At 54.5% G+C, this 20,952-nt stretch carries 8 protein-coding genes; 1 reads left to right on the top strand and 7 read right to left on the bottom strand.

Annotated features, from left to right (window positions below):
• Positions 1 to 145 precede the first annotated feature (145 nt).
• The 4 genes from FW415_RS19765 to FW415_RS19750 all read right to left on the bottom strand — a co-directional run bounded on the left by FW415_RS19765 (position 146) and on the right by FW415_RS19750 (position 14,667).
• A complete protein-coding gene (locus FW415_RS19765) occupies positions 146 to 10,603 on the bottom strand; it encodes a LamG-like jellyroll fold domain-containing protein (RefSeq protein WP_148388486.1) in 10,458 nt (3,485 codons plus the stop codon).
• A 200-nt stretch (positions 10,604 to 10,803) separates the two neighbouring features.
• Entirely contained in the window at positions 10,804 to 11,583 is a 780-nt protein-coding gene (locus FW415_RS19760; RefSeq protein WP_148388484.1) for a response regulator, read from the bottom strand.
• Positions 11,584 to 11,586: 3 nt separating this feature from the next.
• A complete protein-coding gene (locus FW415_RS19755; RefSeq protein WP_168208906.1) occupies positions 11,587 to 13,443 on the bottom strand; it encodes a sensor histidine kinase in 1,857 nt (618 codons plus the stop codon).
• A gap of 249 nt (positions 13,444 to 13,692) precedes the next feature.
• Positions 13,693 to 14,667, bottom strand: a complete 975-nt coding sequence (locus FW415_RS19750) for a DUF1080 domain-containing protein (RefSeq protein ID WP_148388480.1) — start codon at positions 14,665 to 14,667, stop codon at positions 13,693 to 13,695.
• Positions 14,668 to 14,852: 185 nt separating this feature from the next.
• Here FW415_RS19750 and FW415_RS19745 point away from each other — a divergent pair, with 185 nt between their 5' ends.
• Entirely contained in the window at positions 14,853 to 15,917 is a 1,065-nt protein-coding gene (locus FW415_RS19745; protein WP_148388478.1) for a phage tail tip lysozyme, read from the top strand.
• A gap of 140 nt (positions 15,918 to 16,057) precedes the next feature.
• On the opposite strand, the gene FW415_RS19740 is transcribed toward FW415_RS19745, so the two are convergent.
• The 3 genes from FW415_RS19740 to FW415_RS19735 all read right to left on the bottom strand — a co-directional run bounded on the left by FW415_RS19740 (position 16,058) and on the right by FW415_RS19735 (position 20,951).
• Complete coding sequence (locus tag FW415_RS19740; RefSeq protein WP_246858816.1) at positions 16,058 to 18,385, bottom strand: error-prone DNA polymerase; 2,328 nt, start codon at positions 18,383 to 18,385, stop codon at positions 16,058 to 16,060.
• Positions 18,321 to 19,214, bottom strand: a complete 894-nt coding sequence (locus FW415_RS25455) for a PHP domain-containing protein (RefSeq protein WP_246858815.1) — start codon at positions 19,212 to 19,214, stop codon at positions 18,321 to 18,323. The genes FW415_RS19740 and FW415_RS25455 overlap by 65 nt, the downstream gene beginning before the upstream one ends.
• A 234-nt stretch (positions 19,215 to 19,448) precedes the next feature.
• A complete protein-coding gene (locus tag FW415_RS19735) occupies positions 19,449 to 20,951 on the bottom strand; it encodes a DNA polymerase Y family protein (RefSeq protein WP_148388476.1) in 1,503 nt (500 codons plus the stop codon).
• Position 20,952: the final 1 nt, after the last annotated feature.

Genomic DNA, 20,952 nt, shown 5'->3' with positions numbered 1-20,952 from the left:
TCATTGTTTTTCGGCATTACGATTATCTCGTCCGTTATGCCCTTTTAATTGCCTCCATGGATCTCTTCATCGATCTGATCTTTTAAATGATCAACGCGGTAAAACCGGCACAGCGGAATGGCTAACCCGCCGTGCCGGGTATTCATCATATCTTCACGACCTTGTACACCTGTTGTTTTCCGTCTATCGTGATCCGGATAAAGTAAATGCCGGGCGTTGCTTTCGCACCTTCCGTATTCCTTCCGTTCCAGCTTATCAGCAACTGGCCTGTGGCGGCTTTTTCCAGAGGCCGTTGATAAACCAGCTGCCCGTTTGCGTTGTGTACCGCAATGGCGATGTCATGTGTGCCGCCGGAGGGCAGTTTGCCCAGGTTAAGCCTGATGTACAGCTGTTCCCGGAAAGGGTTCGGATAGATGGATATGTGATTGGACAGCTGTTCCATGCCGATCACAAAAGGTTGTTTCAGTGTGCCGAGTGTGCCGTTTGCCCGGAAGACGGTGGCCGTTCCTGATTCCGCGATGACGGCGCCGCCGCGTTCCACCTTGAAATGCAAAGGCAGTTCCGTGTCCCCGGAAATATTGAAGAAGAGGGCCCGTTCGCCGCTGGCGCGGTTGTCTATCAGCTGCGCTTTGCCACGCAGTTCATCCCCTGCAAAGGCCAGCAGCTTGTCATCCGGCATGAGTGTAAAGTCTTTGTCCACCACAGCTACGGCGGTCATGTTCTCCGCATAGCCGTAGTTGCCCTGTACCGGTATTTCCAGCGGGTTGAGCCGCCCGCCTGTCTGCCCGCCGGTGATGGCAGGGTACATGAATTGTGTGTTGCCCGCATCTTTGCGGTACAGCATATATCCTTTGCCGGGCTCCAGGTATTGCAGGTTGCCTACCCATCCGTTCTGCGGATCATACATGGCAAAGCCGGTCTGCGATTTGATCACATCTTCCGCTGTTGCGGCATAACCCGCCAGCGCTTCTTTTACCGTAAGGTTCACCTGTGGCAGATAGCTGATGTAGTTCCAGCGCCCGCCTTTCACCGGAATGGGCGTTGCGGCCACATTCACCGGCGTGCCGCTGATGCTCAGTGTCTGCGCGTTGTTCGTGCTCAGCATGAACATATTGATGTTGTTGAAACGTTGCAGATAGCCCGTCCAGCCCTGTGTGGCGGAATACTGGTCAAAGCCCAGGTCGTTGTTCTTGACGATATCGCCGGAGCTCCAGCTGCCATTGGCGAGTGCAGCGCCGGTGCTGTTCAGGGAGGGGCTGGCGAGATTGAAGGATACCCAGTTCCAGCCACGTTTCAGTTCCATGTCCCGGAAGAACAGGTCCAGGCCATCAAAGATCACCGGGTTGGCCGGTGTGCCGGCAATGGCGTCGTTGCTGAAGCTCACCGGCATGGAGGGCAGGGCCTGCAGGGTCTTTCCGGTGCTGGCGTCCCAGATGCGGAACTCCAGTCCATCGTGCTGCAGGGAATCGCTGTACACCGTCAGGAAAGCGTACCACATATCGTTGGAAGAGAAATAGGTGTTCCTGGTAACGCCCACGCATACACCGTTCCTGAACGCAGCCAGCATGTCTTCCGGGTCAATGGAGAAGGTCTGCTGAATGCGGATCTTCCCGTAGATGGTCATGCTGTATTTGAACATGGCGGGATCTGCCTTCCAGTCCGGTTCGTTGCCTTTTACTTTCAGGTTAACGGAGAGCGCCTCCGCTTCGTTGTTGTCATTATGCATGTAAATGATCTCATCGTAAGTACCGGTATTCAATCCTTCATTCACTTTGAAGGTCACCTTCTGCCGGCTGGCCGGGTTCACTACACCGCTGGAGGGTGTTGCCGTGAGCCATGCGGGCAGATTGTCCAGCCGGAAATGCTGAATGCTGCCGCCGCTGTTCACAATATCGGATTCAAATTCCAGCGATGCGTACAGCGCTTTCGTGAGGTTCAGCGCATCCTCGCTCCATTTCAGCTGGTTACGGTCGATATACGCCGTCCAGGTAACGGGGGAGACGATGGCATTGCCGTTCATGTCCCTCACTCTTTTTACTTTGAACGTCACAATGGTCTTGTCAATCGCCTGCCTTGGCTCCAGCATGTTGATGATGAGCTCATCGTTATTCACGACATAATCGAACTGCAGGTTCTCTACCGGGCCCCTGTCTTTCACCGGGGCGGTTTCATCGTCTTCAGCGGCATTCAGCGCTATGGCATCCGGCACGGTTACGTTGGGCTGTTCCTGTATCTTCATATCCGACAGCGTATAGCCCATTTCCACGTTGTTCTGGAATTCGAAGTAGCGTTCAAAGGGATAATATGCCAGCAGTCCAAGCTCGTCTCCTTTCAGCCGCACATTGTTGTTGCTGTTGATGATAGCGTGGTTGAGATAGGAATTCCACAACCTGAATTCATCTACCCGGCCGCTAAAATGCCGGTCGAAATGCGTGAGGGTCACATCCTGTTCATCCTGCCATGCCCTTGCGCCCAGGTACATATGCGCGGCGGCAATGCCTCCCAGTCCATCTACATCGAAGTACCGCTTCAGTTCCCCGTCCACAAAGAATTGCCCGTTGCCGGCGTTGCGGTTCACGGCGATGGCCACATGGTGCCAGTTGTTATCCAGGTAACTGCCTTCCGCCTGCGTTTTAAACCCGTTCTGCCGGAAGGTGAGCAGGCCGTTCTCGAAGCCCAGGGTGAAGCAATTGAATGAACCGCCGGGGTCCTGTCCGTCGCCTTTGCCATTGGAGGCCAGCACGGCATTGGATTGGTCCGGAGCGCCTCTGAACCATAGTTCAATGGTGTAATCCATGGCGGAAGTGACCGGAGCAAAAGCAGTGTTTATTTTCAGATAGCCGTTGCCGTTACCGAAGGAAAGGGATTTTCCGGGAGGCAGGCTCCAACTGCCCTGAAGCCTTGCATTGGCGCCATGCGCCTTGTCGAAGGCAACACTGCCTTTGGCTTCCGTCATGGGATAATAGGCCATCAGTCCGCTTTCGGCGCCGGAGAGGCGGGCCAGGCTGCTGATCTGCAGCTGCGTGGCGGTCTGGCGCGCAGACCATATCCGCACTTCATGCATCCTTCCGGCGAAAGTATTGCCCTGTGCTTTAATGCTGCTGCCCATTTCAAAGTGACCGGTGCCGGTATAGGCTGCGGCTTCCGCATCGTGTATGACTTCCGTGAAATTGTAGTAAGCCGATACTTTGGCCGTGGCGGCGTTGTACACCATGGCCACATGCGCCCATTCTCCCTGCCGGTAGGGCAGCGGCCGGTCGCTGCGGATCACTTTTGCGCCAATGGTCACTTCCAGGTAATGGTCCGCAGTGATTGCCATTTCCATGGATTCGCCGGTACTGCCGTGGCTGAACAAGGTGCTGTTCTGCGGCCTGTCCGCCAGTATCCACATTTCGGCGGTGATATCTTTTCCATGGAGATTCTTGGAGAACTCCGTAGCCAGGTGATCCCCTTCACCATCCAGTTTTACGGACACCGTATGGTCGCCTTTGGCGCCATTCCGGATGCCGGTCACCTGGAAGTCCGCGAACGTCAGCAGCCCGGCCGATACCTGTTCATTGAAGCGCAGCAGTATCTCGTCCTGTATGCCCAGAATGCCGTTGGCCGGCTGCGGGCTGCCGAAAAGCCGCGGTGCGTAGGTGTCTTTTATCCCGCTGACCCTGTTGGAAACGGTGGTCACGAAATTGGCCGGCCCGATCTCGCAATAGCTCACCGCCTGTATGTCGTATGCCTGATCGTTAAAGCTGCCATCGCTCATCACGAGGTTGTAAAGGATCGCTTCGGCATTGGTGATGAATTGTTTTTCACCATCGGCTGCATTGAGCCTGGCGGAATCGGCAAAGAACTTCACTGCGGTGATCCAGCGGCTGTCCGATGCCGGTTTATATTGCAGCTCGATATGGCTGAAGAGACTGTTATTGACATCAAACTGGTCTATCGTCAGCGGAAGGTACCGCTCACCCTGGGTGTTAACGGGGGATTCCCGGTTCAGCACCCACTTGTCCGCCGGGGATTTGATATGGATGTCCGAGCAGGACGGAATGAAATGCGCGGAGATGAGCACCGTATCCGCGATGGTCTCCTGGTAGCCGGTAGGATCGTACTGGCAGGAAGAGCGCAACAGTACCTGTATGTTGCGGTAATCCATTGCATCGGGACCTTTGGTCAGCGTCAGTACTTTGGTCACTGTTTCGCCGTATTGCACCACTACAGCCCTGCCTGAACCGCCGATGGGCGTGCCGTCCACGGCGATGGTAGCGCCTTTTACGCTGTCGTTATCCGTATAGCCGAGCACAAAGATGGCGGGCAGCCTGGCTTCCGATTCATTTCTCAGGTAGAGCGTATAGGCCGCTTTCCGCGAGGAGGGAATGCTGCTGACCACCGGGTTTTCCACAGACAGCCGCGGCACTTCTATCCGTTGCGTCGGCTGATCGATGAGCGTTCCGGGCTGATAGTATTTTGTAGCAACAGCGCCTTCATAGGGGCAGGCGGTAGCGCCGCCTTTGGTGCGGAACACAAAGCTGGAATCCGCGGCCCGGTTCACATCCACACTTACAAAATCATCCGTGCCGTCCGATGCCAGGGTAAAGCCGAAAGTGGATACATTGTCCGTGGACGATCCGAAAGACCCGCCCTGGTTCGTGCCGATGGATTCATTGAACTTTATCTCGATGCCGGTGCCATCCACTTTTGTTTCCGTGGAACCGAAGACGCTGCCGGATACGATGATATTAAAGGAATAGGTGGTATCCTTTTTCACCGAGGTTTGCTCCGTGTGGGAAACCGGGAAGCCGGCGTGGAAGGAATAGTTCTGGATCAGTGAGGATTTCAGTTTGGCTTCTTCGTTATCGGCCATCCTTCTCTTCCAGTTGTCCACAAACTGGTTGAGGGTCATGATGGTATCGTTGCGGTAGCCGGGTTGCTGCGGCATGTAGATCTTGTAGCTCGGCCCGTCCCCGAACACCGCGTTTTTACCTGTTGCGCCGAAAGTGATGCTGTCGTTATTGGATTTGCCGAAGCGCGGGTCATCCGCCGCCAGTTTGGAAACGTACACCTGTTTGCCGGTATTGTCGGCTGCCGCCTGCGCTTCTGCGGCCGGTGTGGTGGGCGGCAGCAGGGCGGAGTTCCTGATGCGCAGCAGGTCCGGGATCAGCACTTTTTCGATATGCTGTTGCGGATAAGCGAAGAGCGTGCCGAAATTTTCGCCGAAGTTCACACCATCCCGTTGTATGATGATGTATTCACTGGCGGGGCCCGGTTCATATAACAGGATGTCCGCCGCCTTCAGGTCGCTTCTTTTGATGATGGTAATGTTCCTGCTTTCTCCGTAAGTGATATTGGTGGAGTAGCCTACGAAGAGGTCCGCCGCGGCGCCTACGAACACCGGGGCGTCACTGGTCTGGTAACGGCTTGTGAGCGTGGAGGTAACGGTTTTGGAGTTGGTGCCGGTAAAATGCTCTTCGTGCCGCAGGCCAAAACCGATGCCGGTGGCGGCATCTACCTGTTTGATCACGCCTGCGCCCACACCGGTGAAAGTGGATAGTACAAAGCCCAGCTGGTTGACGAACGTTTCTTCGCCTACCTGGTCCACCGACCCGCTGTAAGTGCTGCTGGAGGTGAAGGTGGTGCCGCTTTCGGCAAAGGAGAAGCTCCTGGAGCCGGGAGGGTCGCGCAAGACCATCAGCAGGTTATCCGGACCGGCGGTGACGAAGGTGGTGCCGCTCATTCTGAAGCCCATGCCATAGGCCTGCATCTGCGGCTCACCATGCCAGCGCCAGCCTATATTGGTGGCCTGCCCGAAACGGATATTGGCGGCAAAGTTCTTCAGTCCGGCGGTAGCGATATCCGGTTCGCCCACAACGAAATTGTACAGCGCAACGCCGGATGCATCGAGGGAAATGGTATCCGCGCTCGCCGGCCCGTCGCGCAGCCCGTTGAGCAGGGAAACGTGACCGTCCTGCGTGGGCACCTCGTCAATACGGTCACTGCCGTTCTGTTGCGCGATCACTTTGGTGCCGTCGGGCAGTACGTTCTCGTAGTAAGGGTAAGCTTCAAACGCGGCGATCCTGAAACGGTAGCGGCCGTTCTGGCTGAACACCGGATGCCCGAACCGGTACATGTCCTTTCCGGATTGCAGGCTGTCTACCAGCGGCACTTGCGTAAGGATGCCGCTGACGGAGCGCGCCTCGTACATTGCATCGCCGAAATACGGCAGCTGATGGCCGCTGTTGGTCACCTGCGTAATGCTCACAGATGGCGTGACCCGTTTGATGAACTGGTAGGCATCGTTATATTTTACGGTGTCTGCGTATGATGTGTATATCCAGTCACCGGTACTGTTCTGTGTAGAATCCTTGTAACCGTGGGGGGATTGCTGTTCCACGAATTTGTTGCTGAAATTCAGCGCTACCGGTTGTCCGTCCAGCAGGTCGCCCCAGCCGGTGGCATTGACCGTGGTAGCGAGGAATGGTTCCGGGATCAGGTCTGCTGCAAATTCGCCGGTCTCCGGGTCCGGGTAGATCACGATGCGGGTGGACTGGTACACGACGGTGGACCGGTGGATCTTTGCGGAGTCCGTTTCGTTGGAGGGCAGCAGATGATTGACGGTCACCGTTTTCTCCGGCGCTTCCGGTGTGCCTTTGTAAAGCTCGTACACGCTGCCGGAGGGCAGTTCCATGACTACGCTAAGGTCTTTCCCCAGGTTGTTGACGGACAGTGAATGCCCCAGCGGCCTTGCCTCCTCTATCGCTCCGCCGGCCACACGGCCGATGAAGCGGATGGTGGTACTGTCGTACAACACGCGTTCGCTCAAAGGTTCCTGGTAATTGAGATTGCGCCCGAAGCGGTCCGTGATCTTCCCTTCATTGGCAAAAACGTGGTTCACTTTTACCGCCTTTACTTCATGTGTGCCTACCGGTACAGCGATCGTGAACCTGCCGGTAGCATCCGTTTCAATGATATCGCCGTTGTTCTGCTGCGCAAACATCCCGTCTATCCGGAACTGCACGCCTTTTACAGGCACGGTGCTGTGCTGGTAATATACATAGCCAGACACCGGGAAGGATGATTTGTCCTTGAAGTCCACCGTGAAAGATGGGGTGCTGGCGGATACCAGCCGGTTCACGGATACCGGGTCGAACTGGTGTGTGCCGAACAGCGGCACAACGGTATAGGTGATGCCGTTCCCCGTATAGGGAATGCCGGTGATCATATAGTTGCCGGTAGCATCGGTGTAGGATTTCAGGGAAAGCTGTTCCGGTGTTGGCACCAGTGCGGATCGGATTACCGATGCAGGGTCCATGCCGCCGTCATTCTTGTGGTATTGATGATTGCGATAGGAGAGATCGTAGAATTGATCGGTGATGGTCTCATCGAACCGCCAGTACGCGGCAAGGCCTTTTTCATCGCCTGCCAGCAGGCGGGTATGGTTGCGCGCGATCTGCTCCCGGCTCAGGGCAACATTCCAGGCGCGCATTTCATCGATATGCCCTTTGAAATTATTCCCGGTGGCATGGCGACCGATATGCACGGCCTTTCCCGGAGACGGCATGGCTGCCGGCTGATAAGCGGTTTTAGCGAGAAGGGAATCATTCAGATAAATGAAGAGCGAATCGGCTGCGCATACGGCGGTAACATGCACAAAGGTATGATTGGGGTTCCGGTAATCGCCTGTTACGCTAACACCGTTATATTGAAAAGCCAGCTGTCCCGCTGCGTCAAAGCCCAGTTCGCATACTCCTTCCCGGAAAAAGATGGTCTGGCTGGCCGGGGCCGCATCATCAGGACGTATCCAGGCTTCTACAGAAAATGCCGTGTCAGTAAACGGCGTGTACAGGGAATCGAGTTTCAGGTAGCTGTTGTTATTCCCGTTCAGATAAATGCTGCGCCCCAGGCTTGTTTCGTCATTGCTCTGCAGTCTGACCGCTACATTCTCTACCGACTGGCCGCTTTCATAGGTCACCCTGCCGTAGATGGTGCCGGTGGGACTGCGGAAGCCGATAGCGTAGAGCGTGTCCCGCGAATGTTTCATGGCATTGTTGCAGTTGACCGCACCAACGACCATGTATTGGTAATACACACCAGGCACACCTTTCAGGTCGTCCGTCTGTATCTCGCTGGTGCTGGTACCCGGCACGATCTCTATCTGCACAAAATCATCCGCCGATCCGTACACTTTCCTTTTGATGATATAGTTCTCAAAGCGGCCCTGTGCGCTCCAGCGCAATTCCGCGCGGTCCGGGAAATATCCTTTGGAAGCCACCAGGTCGCGTATCGTGCCGATGTTCACGGCCAGTACGGTACCCGGCACCTGTGCTTCGGGAGGGGAAGCGTAGTCGTTGCCCAGTGTGAGCTTCAGGTAGTACCTGAACTCGCTGCAATAGGAAATGTTCTCATCGATGTATTCTCCCGAGCGGGCCTGTTCTTCATTCAGCTCGATGGTTTCCTGTGTGGCGCTGGTGGTCACGTTCATCTTCCGGATGGTCAGCTTTGTGCCGGTCACCCAAACGCCTTTGATGCCTTCCCAGGTGACGATGCCTTTGGGGCCGTCTGACTCTGTCAATATACTGGTATCTACAGCAAGCGCGGTATGTATGGTTACAGGTGTGCCGGCCCTGCGGGAGGTATCCCAGCCCCAGTCCGTTGCGGTAGCGGTACGGCGCAGCTGATAAAAGAGGCGTTGCCCGCCGCGGATATCGGTAATATCGTCTGTAAATGAATAGTCGCTGATGTCGGGATCATAGCTGTAACTGGCCGTCACCACTTTTACATTGGTGGCGAACAGGCTGTCGGTAGACCGGCGGAGCTCGAAGTTGTCTCCCCCCAGGTAGCTGGCGCCCGGTTTGTTGACCTGCCAGGAGAGCATCACCGTATCCCGTCCGTCATAAGCGGCTGTCAACACCTGTGGCCATTCATAGGCGGATGCATAGGCGCCGATATTGATCTGGCCGCCAACGGACCGCCTGTTCCCTTCAATGTCAACAGCCGGCACGCCGTATTGCGTGATGTTGGTATTCCCGTTATGAATAGCCTGGGAGTTCTGCTGTAACCGGTAATCGCCCGTTGCCGGTGCAATGAACAGCGGATCGGTATTCAGGTTGTCTGTGCCGGGATAGATCGCATTCTGCGCCTGCTGCACAATGCTGTAGCTCACTGTGGGATTGCTGCCGTTTAAATTGATAATGCTGCTGTTCCTGCCCCACAGGATGGAGTTGATGATAACAGGGGAAGCGCTGTTGTTGTAGATGCCGCCTTTTTCCGTAGCAAGATGAAGGTCGGAAAACGTACAGTTGATAATGGAAGGATTGGAATTCTGGTTATAGATATTGATGCCGCCACCGACTCCGATATTATTCCCGGAGAACACAGACCCGATGATCCGGGGAGAAGCGTTACCGGTATTGTAAATGGCGCCGCCACCTATTTCGGCCACATTGCCCCGCAATATACAGAGCGCGATCACCGGAGAGGAGGCGGAGTTAAAAATGGCGCCCCCGTTGCCGCTGCTGCCCGGTGCGATATTATTCAGGAATGTACAGCTGGTGATGGCCGGCATGGACGCGTTTGCGTTATAGATAGCGCCGCCGCCGCTGAGGGCGGAGTTGCCGGTGAAAGTACAGTGGCTGATCTGCGGTGAGGAACCGTTGGCGTTGTGGATGCCTCCGCCGGTCGCCGGGTCGCCGGTGGTCTCCGTATTATTGGTAAACGTGCAGTGCGTGATCACCGGAGAAGATGCGATATTGTATATTCCTGCGCCGCCACTTGATGCCTTGTTCTGGCTGAATGTACAATGACTGATGAGGGGAGAGCATTGCCGGTTGTAAATACCGCCGCCATTACTCCCCATACCGTTGCTGAAAACCGTATGCTGAATCACGGCGTTTGTGCCGATATCGTTATAGATGCCTGCGCCGTTACCATAATTGTCCGAAAACCGGCATTGATCGATCAGGGGAGAACCGCCTGCATTGTACATCCCGCCACCGGTGGAACCGTTGTTCCGGCGTATGTAGCAATGCCGGACGGACAGTGATGTGCCGGCGTTATATATGCCCGAGCCTTTTGTGATATCAATGGTTTCACCATTGACGGTGATGGTGCCGGTTCTGCCGAAAGGGGTGCCTCCGGTGATCTCGAACCCGTCCAGCCCAATGACGCCCATGTCACCGGCGGCGATAACTACGTGGTGCATGATCTGGGATTCGCTGCCCAGCAAGGTGCGGTTCGTTGTAAAAAGCAGGGTGGTGTCGCGCTGGGCAAGCGTGGTTTCCGTTCCGCTGAAACCGCCGTAAAGCATCACGTCCTTTACCATCACAAAAGCCTGGTGATAAGATCCTGTAGCGCCTCCTGCACTATATTTCGGAGCATAACTGCCGCGTGCTACCCATATCCGGGCAACCCTGCCGGTTGTTACGGCATTCAGGTTTTGTGCTGCCACCAGCGCATCGGACAGGTGAGGAATGGCATTGGCCCAGCTGCTGCCGCCGCCATTGCCTGCCGCCGCTGCATTCACATAGAGCGTTCCATTCACATCCGGTTGATAAGACTGGGCGCTGGCCGCCATGAACAAGGAAAGAAAGGAGAGGAGGAAGTAAATTTTTTTCATGATCAGTTATATTTTCCGCAAGGGAGATTGTACACGGGGAAAGCGGCACTTCCAAACGTTAAAAAAGCGTAAGAACAGTCCTGGTAACAGTGCCTGCGGATAAAAGTACTATGCGGGGATGCGGAAAAGGGGGGAATATATGCAGGCAGCCGGACTATGTATGTGAACGACAAGAGTGCGTATGTAAAAAGGCGGACAGCTTACAGAAAATCAAAATGCCGGAAGAAGGTTTCCTTGTAGGCCCGGCCGATGGGGATCTCATAACGGCCGATGCAGATGGTGTTGTCGTTGAATGTGTCGATATGCCTGACATTCACGGCATATGACCGGTGTACCCGGATGAAGGTCTGCTGGTTCAACTTTTCCAGCATGGTGTTCAGGGCATGCCGGATGACGTATTTTTTGTCCGGCGTAAAAATGGCGGTATGATTGCCTTCCGCTTCCAGGTGGCAGATGTAATCCAGGTTGACTTTTATAAAGCGATAATTTTGTTTGATGAATACGGCATCGTTGTAGTACAGGATGGCTTCTTTCTGCTCTCCCGTATCCGGCGTTTTTTTCGCTGAGGCAAGCGGTAATACTTTTGCCATCGGCACTTTGCGGAATGCGAAATTATTCAGTGCCAGGTCTATGGTGATGAGCATGTTCTTGGCCTGGTAGGGTTTGAGCAGGTAGGCAGCGGGAACGGTTTCCTTGGCGCGGGCCAGCGTTTCACTGTCGGAGAAAGCGGTGAGGTAAATGAACGGAATATCTTTTACGGCGGATATTTGCCGGGCCGTTTCAATACCGTCCCATTCCCCGTTGATCTGGATATCCAGCAATACGAGGTCGATGACCTGGTTTTTGACGATCTCCAGCGCTTCCCTTCCGCTGTCGGCCACAGCCACAACATGATAGCCTTCATTCGTCAGGGTATCTTCCAGGCTGAGCGATACGATGCCCTCGTCTTCCACGATCAGTATCCGTACTTTTTCTTCCATTGGTTATACTGTTTTTTTAAGCGGTTCTGGCGGTATCTGCAGGATCAATGTTGTTCCGCTGCCGGATGCCATTTCACAGCGGCCTTTCAGTTGCTTGCTCAGCACTTTCACCAGCCGGATGCCGAATGAGCCGGTGGGTTGTTCCCAGTTTTCCCTGGTCATGCCCGGGCCGTTATCGCTGATCTCCAGGTGAAGGCCGGCTCCCTGTTTCAGGGATATGCTCAGCAGGGGATGGGCGGTATGGCGGTAAGCATGTTTGAAGGCATTGGTGACCCATTCGTTGATGATCAGACCCAGGGGCAGCGCCACATCCACATCCAGGCTGAGGGTATCTATATTCAGCTGAAGATCGAATGCCTCTTTTTCGATCCCGAACGTCTGCATAATGCTCTCGGTCAGGTCTGTCACATATTCCTGCATGTTCACCATGTTCGGCTGATCTTCGCGGTAGAGGCTGCGGTGTATGAGCGACATGGCCTCGATGCGCTGTTTCCCGATCCTGATGGCCTGCCTGGCATCGTCATCCTTCAGGTGGCTGGATTGCAGCTCCAGCAGGCTGGAAACGATCTGCAGGTTGTTCTTTACCCGGTGATGCAGTTCCTTCATCAGTGTTTGCAACTGCTGCGATTGCTCGTTGATCTTCCTGTTGCTTTCTGTCAGCTGCCGGTTGCGCCGGAGGTTGGCGCGGTAGAGTATGTACAGGATAACAGATAGCACAACGAAAATAGCCAGCCCGGAAAGTACCAGGTAGGTCCGTTTGGTCTTTTCCCGGCTGAGTATTCCCAGGGAGGCGATCTGCTCGTCTTTTTTCCCGGATTCATATTCGATATGCAGTTGCCCGATATGCCGGTGGTTCGTCAGCACCTGCAGGGAGTCCCGGATGGCCACATTGCGACTGTAATGCATCAGCGCCTGCCGGTGGTCACCCGCAGCCTGGAAGCATTCGTACAGCGAACAATTGATCTCCGCTTCGCGGTAAGGCGATTTCAGCTCGCCGGCGATCTTCAACGCATCCCGGAGATAACGGATGCCCTTTTCCCGTTCTCCCATATAGAAATAGCTTTCTCCCAGCCAGTTGTAGGCGAAGGTGAGCGAGCGGCGCTGTTCGTATTTTTCGGCCAGGGCGGCGCCCTTATGGCCGTAGTGCAATGCCTTTTCGTAATCTTTGTTGATCTTGTAGTACTGGCTGATGTTATCGTAGTAGGCGATCCTGTTGCGCTCATACTGCGGGCTGGCTTCTGCCAGGCGCAAGCCTTCCTCATGTAAACGCAGCGAAGCATCGCGGAGGGAATCATTTTTTTTCAGCATGCCGTAACTGTGCGTGAACATGGCCCGGACGAGCGTGAGGTAAATGATGGCGGCGGTATCCCTGTTCCTTTGGGCTTGTATGAGCCCTTTCTCGGCAGCTTCCAGCGCCATGGGATAGTTTTCATTCTCTTTGTGCAGATTGCCGAGAGTGGCATAGATACGCGGCACTTTTGCATCCAGTTCAGCCTGTTGCGCAATGTCCAGCGCTTCCAGGATAATGGCCGTAGCGGCAGGATAGTTCACCCGCATCCATTCATAATTCGCCTGTAGCACCTTTCCGTCTACGACCAGTTCATCGTTCCCCTGTTCCGTTCCTGCCTGTATGAGGAGTTTGGCAACGATATCCAGCGAATCATTCCCCGAGTTGCAGTAATATGCGCCAAGTGCTTTGAGGCTGTCGGTATCGCTGCTGTCTTTCTTTTGCGGGGTGAGAGGGGCTGCCTGCCTGCAGGACATCATGCACAACAGGAAAGCTGCAAAAAGAAGCCTGGCATTGCCCCGAAAGAACAGTGGTGGAATGAACGAACGATATAAGGAAAGCATTGGTTGCATCAGGATAGCATAGTCAGGGCAGTTCAAATTTACACTTTTATTCGGGCGGTTGCGGCAATTCATTGCGACAGCAACACCAAAATGGCGGCCCGGAGCATGGTAATAAACAGACTATCAACCTGTTGCGGGGTGCGGGGAAATGCTGAAGGCGAATGGCCGGCGAAGAACGGGAGGAAAATAAAAGGCTGTCAGGCGCATATTCCTCATGCTGAAAGGAGAGGTATTTACAGCTGACAGCCTTTTGGATAATTATTTAGCTGGTGTGATCACGATCTTTCTGAACTCGATCGGCCCGTGGTCTCCCTGGATATAGATGGGCCCTGGTTCGCCTTCATTACTGTCCAGCGCGCCACCGGTAATGCCCGGTATTTCCTGGTTGCTGATCACCGTCTTGCCATTTACGACAACGGTTATCATCCGGCCGGTAAGTGTAATATCATAAGTTTGCCACTGGTCCGGTCCCAATGCCGCGATCTCACTGGGGGCAATAAATCCGTACACACCGCTGAACAGTACGCTGGAGGGATGCGCCTCTTTCGGGCTGTCCTCTATCTGTACTTCATAACGGCCTCTCAGGTACACGCCGCTGTTGCTGCCTTTCTGGTATCTGAACTCCACATGCAGTTTGAAATCCGTGAATTTTTGTTCTGATATGAGGTTGGAGCCGGAGCGCGGGCTGGTGAGAATGCCGTCCCGTACTTCCCATTGATTTTCGCCCATGGCTTTCCAGCCGCTGAGGTCCTTTCCGTTGAACAGGTCGATGGTTTCGCCCCATTCCGGCGCTGAGGTCCGCTTTAAATAAGGTGCTTTTACGCCTTTCCAGTTATGTTTCTTCCCTTCGCTGGTAGTGATCGTGCCCTCGATGCCCTCCGCTGTCGGCTGGCCTTCGATCACCAGGTCCTGCGTACCGTTCTCCCATTGCGGTGGAATGGAAAAGCTGAATTTGCCGTTTTCGAAGGTTACTTTAGAAACAGGGCGCGCGCTGCCGGAAGCGCCTACGAAGTATCCGACAAGCGTGCGATAGCCGGAAAGTTTTACTTCCAGCCAGGAGGGAGCGGGTTTGCCGTCCTGATCGATCGTGATGTCCCAGCGCCCTATGAGTTTTGTGGTATCTGTCATGGTCTGCGTGTTAGCGGGTGCATGCTGGTCTGAATCCGGTGTTGACGGGCCTGAGCATGCCATCAATGCATAGCTCAATCCCAAAACAAGAAATTTTTTATACATAAGAATGAGTGATTTTTTATATTCATCAGATAATGTGAGCAGCTGTCGAAGAATAAATGACAAGATAAGGTTTATTTGCCTGTTGCGCAAATGGGGATGTTGCTGTATTACGGGTTTTTTCCCGGCAGGTTGTTGCAACGATAGTTTGAAAAAAGGTGTAACTTCCTTACATAAAACCCCGCATCATGTCTACCCCGGAAGTAACCCGGAGCGGCAGCCGGACCGCATCGTCCCCTGCAGTTCATTCCAATGTCCAGGGCCCTTTTTTTCAGCCCGTCAATGCCGCAAACAGTTTTTTCGGTTCACCGCCTGTTGTGCAGCGGCAGGTCGCCACGCCGCCAGCTTCAGCACCAACGGCCGGAGGTACGCTCAGTGCACCCTTAACGGATTCGGAATGGAGGTCCGTGGAAACCTGGAGTTCCTGCGGGTTTGTGGGTATCGACCCGCTCACGGATGATCCGGACAGGAATGCGTTGCTGATGGCGGCGGCGCTGTTCTGCGAGCGGATGCTTTTTTCTCCTGAATTTGATGAATCACAGGAAGACCCGCTGTTGTGCATCCATCCGGAAGTGACCATGGCAGATTCACGTGTGCAGACGCTTGCCACGCATGTAGCATCCCGTGGGCCGATACTCAGCTGGGAGCAGCGGACCATTGCGAACCCGGTGTTGTATGCCATGGAACGGCTGATCGACCGGTATAATTTTCCGGTGAATGGCGCTGCGGGCCTTGTGGGGAATCTCCGGTCGGAATCCGGCGTGATCCCCAGCCGCGTGGAAGGCAGCGCTGGTGATACGCCCATGCGCGCGGAGGGTTTTGATGGTGCCGTGCATGATTTTACACCGGAAGATATCATGAACCGCAGCTCAGCTACCGGTACCGGCCCCCTGCTGCCGGGTGTGGGAATAGCCCAGTGGACATCCGGTTCCCGTCGGTCAGGTTTGTTCGAACATCAGTATTGCGGCATGACGCAGGGTGTGGATATACTTTTTAACATGGATGCGCAGATAGACTACCTCGTAACAGAATTGCAAACCCGTTACAGGGCTGTATATAGCACGATCACCAATCCGGCTACCAGTGTAAACGATGCAAGCGATATCGTGCTGAGGAGATTCGAAGTGCCGGGCGTTGTGCTGAATGCCGGAGCATTGCGGCCTATAACAGATCCGGCGATCGCGGGAGTGTTGACGAGACGAAGAAACCTGAGCCAGTCGGCCTTTAATACTTATCGTGAAGCACATCCCTGATGAGGCTTGATGAATATAAGTGGATGGCCGGTGATAAGGAATGGGCATCAATCCGCAATGCGGTTATATGTATGCGTAAGGGAAGCGAGGTTGTGACCTGTCTGCCGGAACCGGGCGTTAAGCCTTAATGCTCGCACACCTCACCGGAAATTCCTCCCGCCATAAAACACATCCTTTTGCGCCGTCGCCTGTGCATCTTCTTCCGCCGGAGCGCTCATCTGCCGCAGGAATTTTGTCAGATCGTAACATTGCTGCACGATCACATGGATCACTTCCCCTTCGCGCTGTAATTTTCCTTCTACCATCAGCAACTTAGCCTGTACGATCACTTTCCGGTACCGGGCAAACAGTTTCTCGAAAACAACGAGGTTGGCGCATCCGGTCTCGTCCTCAATCGTAACAAAACATATTCCGCTGGCAGTGCCGGGGCGTTGCCGCACCAGTACAAGTCCGGCTACTTTCACCGGTGCACCGTCTTTCATATCAGAAAGCTCCTGTGCCGTTACGATATGCAGGAGCCGGAGTTTTTCCCGGGTAAAGCTGACGGGATGGGCTTTTAGTGACAATGATGTTGAGGCATAATCCTGTATCACATGTTCCGGGGCGGACATTTCCGGTAATGAGATCTGTTTTTCCGCAGCGCTTTCGGAAGACTGTCCGGCAAACAGCGCAACAGGCCGGTCATGCAGTGCGGACACTTCCCATAATGCCCGGCGCCGGTCGAGTCCCATTGACCGGAAAGCATCCGCATCGGCGAGTTTTTCCAGCGCCGTATGCGGCACACCGGCATCGCGCAGTGCCGGGATGCTGGTATAGGTTGCCGTTCTTGCCGATACCAGCACTTGTACATCTTCTTCCCGGATTCCTTTTACCTGCCGGAAGCCAAGGCGCACCGCACAATGGCTGCCGGCTTTTTCTTCAAGGGTATTATCCCAGCAGGAATGGTTGACATCCACAGGCCGCACTTCCACGCCATGCTTCCGGGCATCGATAATGATCTGTGCCGGCTGGTAAAACCCCATAGGCATGCTGTTGAGCAGGGCTGTGGCAAAAACATCCGGATAATAACATTTGATCCAGGAAGATACATATACCAGCAGGGCAAAGCTCACGGCATGGCTTTCCGGGAAACCGTAGCTGCCGAAGCCTTCCAGCTGCCGGAAAATACGCCGGGCAAAGTCTTCCGTATAACCTTTGGCGGTCATGCCGTTCACCAGCTTTTCCTCGAACCGGCTTACCTGCCCATGCGCCTTGAAAGTAGCCATGCTGCGGCGAAGTTCGTCGGCTTCGGAAGGCGTGAACCCTGCCGCTACGATAGCGATCTTCATGGCCTGCTCCTGGAAAAGCGGTACGCCCAAAGTGCGGTGCAGGATATCTTCCAGTTCTTTGGAAGGATATTCCACTGCTTCCAGCTTGTTGCGGCGGCGCAGGTAAGGATGCACCATATCGCCTTGTATGGGGCCGGGGCGTACTATAGCAACTTCGATCACGAGATCATAAAAACATGTCGGTCTTAATCTTGGCAGCATGGCCTGCTGTGCCCGGCTTTCTATCTGGAAAACGCCGATAGTATCAGCATGGCTGACCATTTCGTAAACGGCAGCATCGTCCTGCGGAATATTGGTGAGTGTCAGGTCCCGGCCGTAATGGTTTTTTACCAGGTCAAAAGCCTTGCGGATACAGGTGAGCATACCAAGGGCGAGCACATCGATCTTGAGGAAGCCTAAAGCATCGATATCGTCTTTATTCCATTCGATGCAGGTCCTGTTTTCCATACGGGCATTCAGCACGGGACAGAGATCGGAAAGCTTGCCCCGGGTGATCACAAAGCCTCCGGTATGTTGCCCGAGTTGCCGGGGAAAGCCCATCATCTGGCCGGTGAGCTGCAATACTTTCCGGAGCAGCGGATCATGCGGATTCAATCCCTGTTCAAGGATGCTTTGTTCATCGAACCGCTCTTCCGAAAAATCCCGGATAGCGCCGGACAGACGATTGATGGTGTCTACAGACAATCCCATGGCTTTTCCTACATCCCGGATGGCGCCTTTCTGCCGTTGCTGGGTGACCGTTGCAACGATGGCCGCCCGGTCCCGCCCATATTTGTTGTAGATATACTGGATCACTTCTTCCCTGCGCTCATGTTCAAAGTCAACATCAATATCCGGCGGTTCATTCCTGGCGGATGAAATGAACCGTTCAAACAGAAGGTCGAATTTTTCAGGATCGACGGAGGTGATGCCGAGGCAATAGCAAACGGTGGAGTTGGCTGCGGACCCTCGCCCCTGGCAAAGGATGTGCTGTTCCCTGGCAAAGCGCACGATATCATAGACGGTCAGAAAATAAGCGGCATAATTCATCTGTTCGATGAATGACAGTTCATGATGAATGGCTTTCACTGTTTTTTCAGGGACCTGATCGCTGAATTGCCGCCTGGCGCCCTGCCAGGTAAGAAAGGTCAGTTCTTCCATGGGGGGTACGCCCTTCGGATGTGATCTCTTCCGGGTAAACATATTGCAGGCTGTCCAGCGAAAACCGGCAGGCTTGCGCGATCTCCTGTGTTTGCCGGAGCGCGTCGGGGTATTGGCGGAACAGGCGGTGCATTTCATGGATCGGTTTGAGATGCCTTTCGGCGTTTTCAAAAAGGCGGAAACCAGCGGTCTGGATCGTACATTTTTCCCGGATGCAGGTCAGCACATCCTGCAACTGGCGCCGTGCGGGATGGTGGTAATGCACATTATTCGTGGCTGCCATGGGTATGTTCAGTTGCGCGGAGAGTTGGGAGAGGCGGTAGAGTTGCTTGTTGTCATCGCCCTGGTAGGCGCGGGAGGCTGCGAGGTAAAGCTCCGGGCCGAAGGCTTCCCGGTATTCGCCGAGCGTTTGCAGAAATGCATGATCGAAATCAAAAGTGGTATTGAGCGCCGCCGGTGGCACAACGATGAATTTGATCCCTTTTGCATGCTGGTACACATCAGCACGGCACAGCAGGCAATCCCCTTTTTCTGCCCGGAGATTGCCGATGGTCAACAAGCCGGAAAGCCGGGCATATGCATCTTTATCCACCGGATAGGCAAGCAGGGCGGGGCCATCCTGCAGATCGAGCCGGGCAGCGGGAAGGATGCGCATGCCTTTTGCTTTCGCGGCGGTATGGGCACGAACGATACCGGCAAGGGTATTGCGGTCTGTGATCGCAATTTCCCTGTAACCCAGCGCCTCGGCCTGTTCCACCAGTTCCTCCGGGTGGGAGCCGCCCCGGAGAAAACTGAAATTCGTTGTTATTTGCAGTTCGGTGTATTGCATTCGTATTATGCTGTGAATACCAGTCATTCGGTTTACTGCATCCGCAGCATCTTGTAATGAAACGCCAAGGATGTCCGTCATTCAGTGTATAGCATCCATTCGCTGAATACCGGTCATTCGGTGTACTGCATCGGCATCATCTTGTAATGAAACGCCAAGGATGTCCGTCATTAAGTGTATTGCATCCATTCCCTGAATACCAGTCATTCGGTGTACTGCATCGGCATCATCCATTCATGCAAAAAATCCATGAATAAACCATTGATGGGTTTTATCCCCGGTATAATGCCCTGATCTGAAAAGCCAATACCGGTAACCGTCCTCATCTTCCACGATGTAATAATCCCGATGCTGCTTTTCTTCATGCCACCATTCGCAGGCCACGCGTTCAGGGCCGTCCGCTTTTTTTATGCGATGCAGTTTCCCTTTATAGCGGAACAGCATGGGCGGATAATCAGGGATGGGTGCAGCCACATCTATGGGTTCAGGTTCCGGCAGCAGCCGTACCGGCCGTGGCCGGTCATCCCGCCATATTGTATCGGGCTGTTTATGCAGGGAAGAAGCCGGTTTGACCGATCGTTCCGGCCAATAATGCTGGGCCGGTAAATAGCGGCGGATCGCCTGACTGCCTACTCTGCCTGCCAGCTGGTCTATCAGTTCCGACAACCGTATGCTGTCCACGCTGCATCCTCCTGCCCATAATGTTTCCTGGGGGGCGGACATTTCCTCCACCTTCGGCGCTTCCAGTACAAAGACCTCTATACCGAGTGCGGGTTCAATAGAAGATATTTTGTTGCTGAACAGACTGAACAGGTGAGTGGCGTTTTGCGATGCGCGGTTTGTTCCGATTTCTATCTGTACTGTTTTGCCATCTACCCGGAAACATTTGAAAATAGCAGCGCGCAGTCCTTTCCCTTCCTGCCTGAGGCGGTTGCAAAGCTGACCGAGCAAACGTTCCAGGGCTATCGTAATACCGGTGGCCGTGAGGATCGGCTCCAGGCAGGGCAATCTTTCGAGGTAAGGCTGAACTGGTTCCAGCGGTTGTATCGCTTCTTCTTCCAGGCCTAAAGCCTGATCCAGCCGGAGCAGCAACTCCCCGCCAAAACGCCTGCGCAGCGCGGGACGGGGCATGCCGATAAAACTGCTTATCTTATTCAGCCCGAGTTTATGCAATCTTTCCAATATGCCTGGTTCAAGCCGTAAAGCAGCAGGGGGTAAAGGCAGCAATGCGTCTGACTGAGCGCCATTGCTGATGATCATCCCATGTTCACCAAACCGGGAGATAGCCCAGGCTGCGCCAATGGTGCCTGCCATTGCTGCGCGCACATCATACCCGTAATTGCGCAGCCGTGCAACGATATCTTCCAGATAAGGTTGTTCACCACCCCAAAGATGCGCGCAACCACTGGCATCCAGGAGCAGCCCGTCAGGTTCATCGATCGCCACTGCCGGTGTGTACCGTATGCACCATTTACCGATGGTCCTGAGCAACTGGCGGGATAGCCCCGCTTTGTCGTCATACACTTCCAGGCCCGGGATGATCGCTCTGGCATCTGCGACAACAGCGCCAACATTGATCCCTTGTGCCTGTGCAGCAGTGCTGGCGGCGGTAACGACCATTCGCCCATGATCCGGTGTAGCCAGCACAAAAGGTTTCCCTGCAAGTGCCGGTTTGCGGATCACAAACCAGTCCGTGATCAGATGACAGCACCATATGGCAACGAACCGTTTCGGCATT

It is taken from the genome of Chitinophaga sp. XS-30 (assembly GCF_008086345.1).
Lineage (GTDB): Bacteria > Bacteroidota > Bacteroidia > Chitinophagales > Chitinophagaceae > Chitinophaga.
This window is presented reverse-complemented; position numbering and strand designations above follow the sequence as displayed.

Excerpts from the sequence above, each read along its gene's own strand:
- FW415_RS19735 (WP_148388476.1), bottom strand. The coding sequence starts at position 20,951 with ATGCCGAAACGGTTCGTTGCCATATGGTGCTGTCATCTGATCACGGAC.
- FW415_RS19765 (WP_148388486.1), bottom strand. The coding sequence starts at position 10,603 with ATGAAAAAAATTTACTTCCTCCTCTCCTTTCTTTCCTTGTTCATGGCG.
- FW415_RS19745 (WP_148388478.1), top strand. The coding sequence starts at position 14,853 with ATGTCTACCCCGGAAGTAACCCGGAGCGGCAGCCGGACCGCATCGTCC.
- FW415_RS19750 (WP_148388480.1), bottom strand. The coding sequence starts at position 14,667 with ATGTATAAAAAATTTCTTGTTTTGGGATTGAGCTATGCATTGATGGCA.
- FW415_RS19760 (WP_148388484.1), bottom strand. The coding sequence starts at position 11,583 with ATGGAAGAAAAAGTACGGATACTGATCGTGGAAGACGAGGGCATCGTA.
- FW415_RS25455 (WP_246858815.1), bottom strand. The coding sequence starts at position 19,214 with ATGCAATACACCGAACTGCAAATAACAACGAATTTCAGTTTTCTCCGG.
- FW415_RS19755 (WP_168208906.1), bottom strand. The coding sequence starts at position 13,443 with ATGCAACCAATGCTTTCCTTATATCGTTCGTTCATTCCACCACTGTTC.
- FW415_RS19740 (WP_246858816.1), bottom strand. The coding sequence starts at position 18,385 with ATGGAAGAACTGACCTTTCTTACCTGGCAGGGCGCCAGGCGGCAATTC.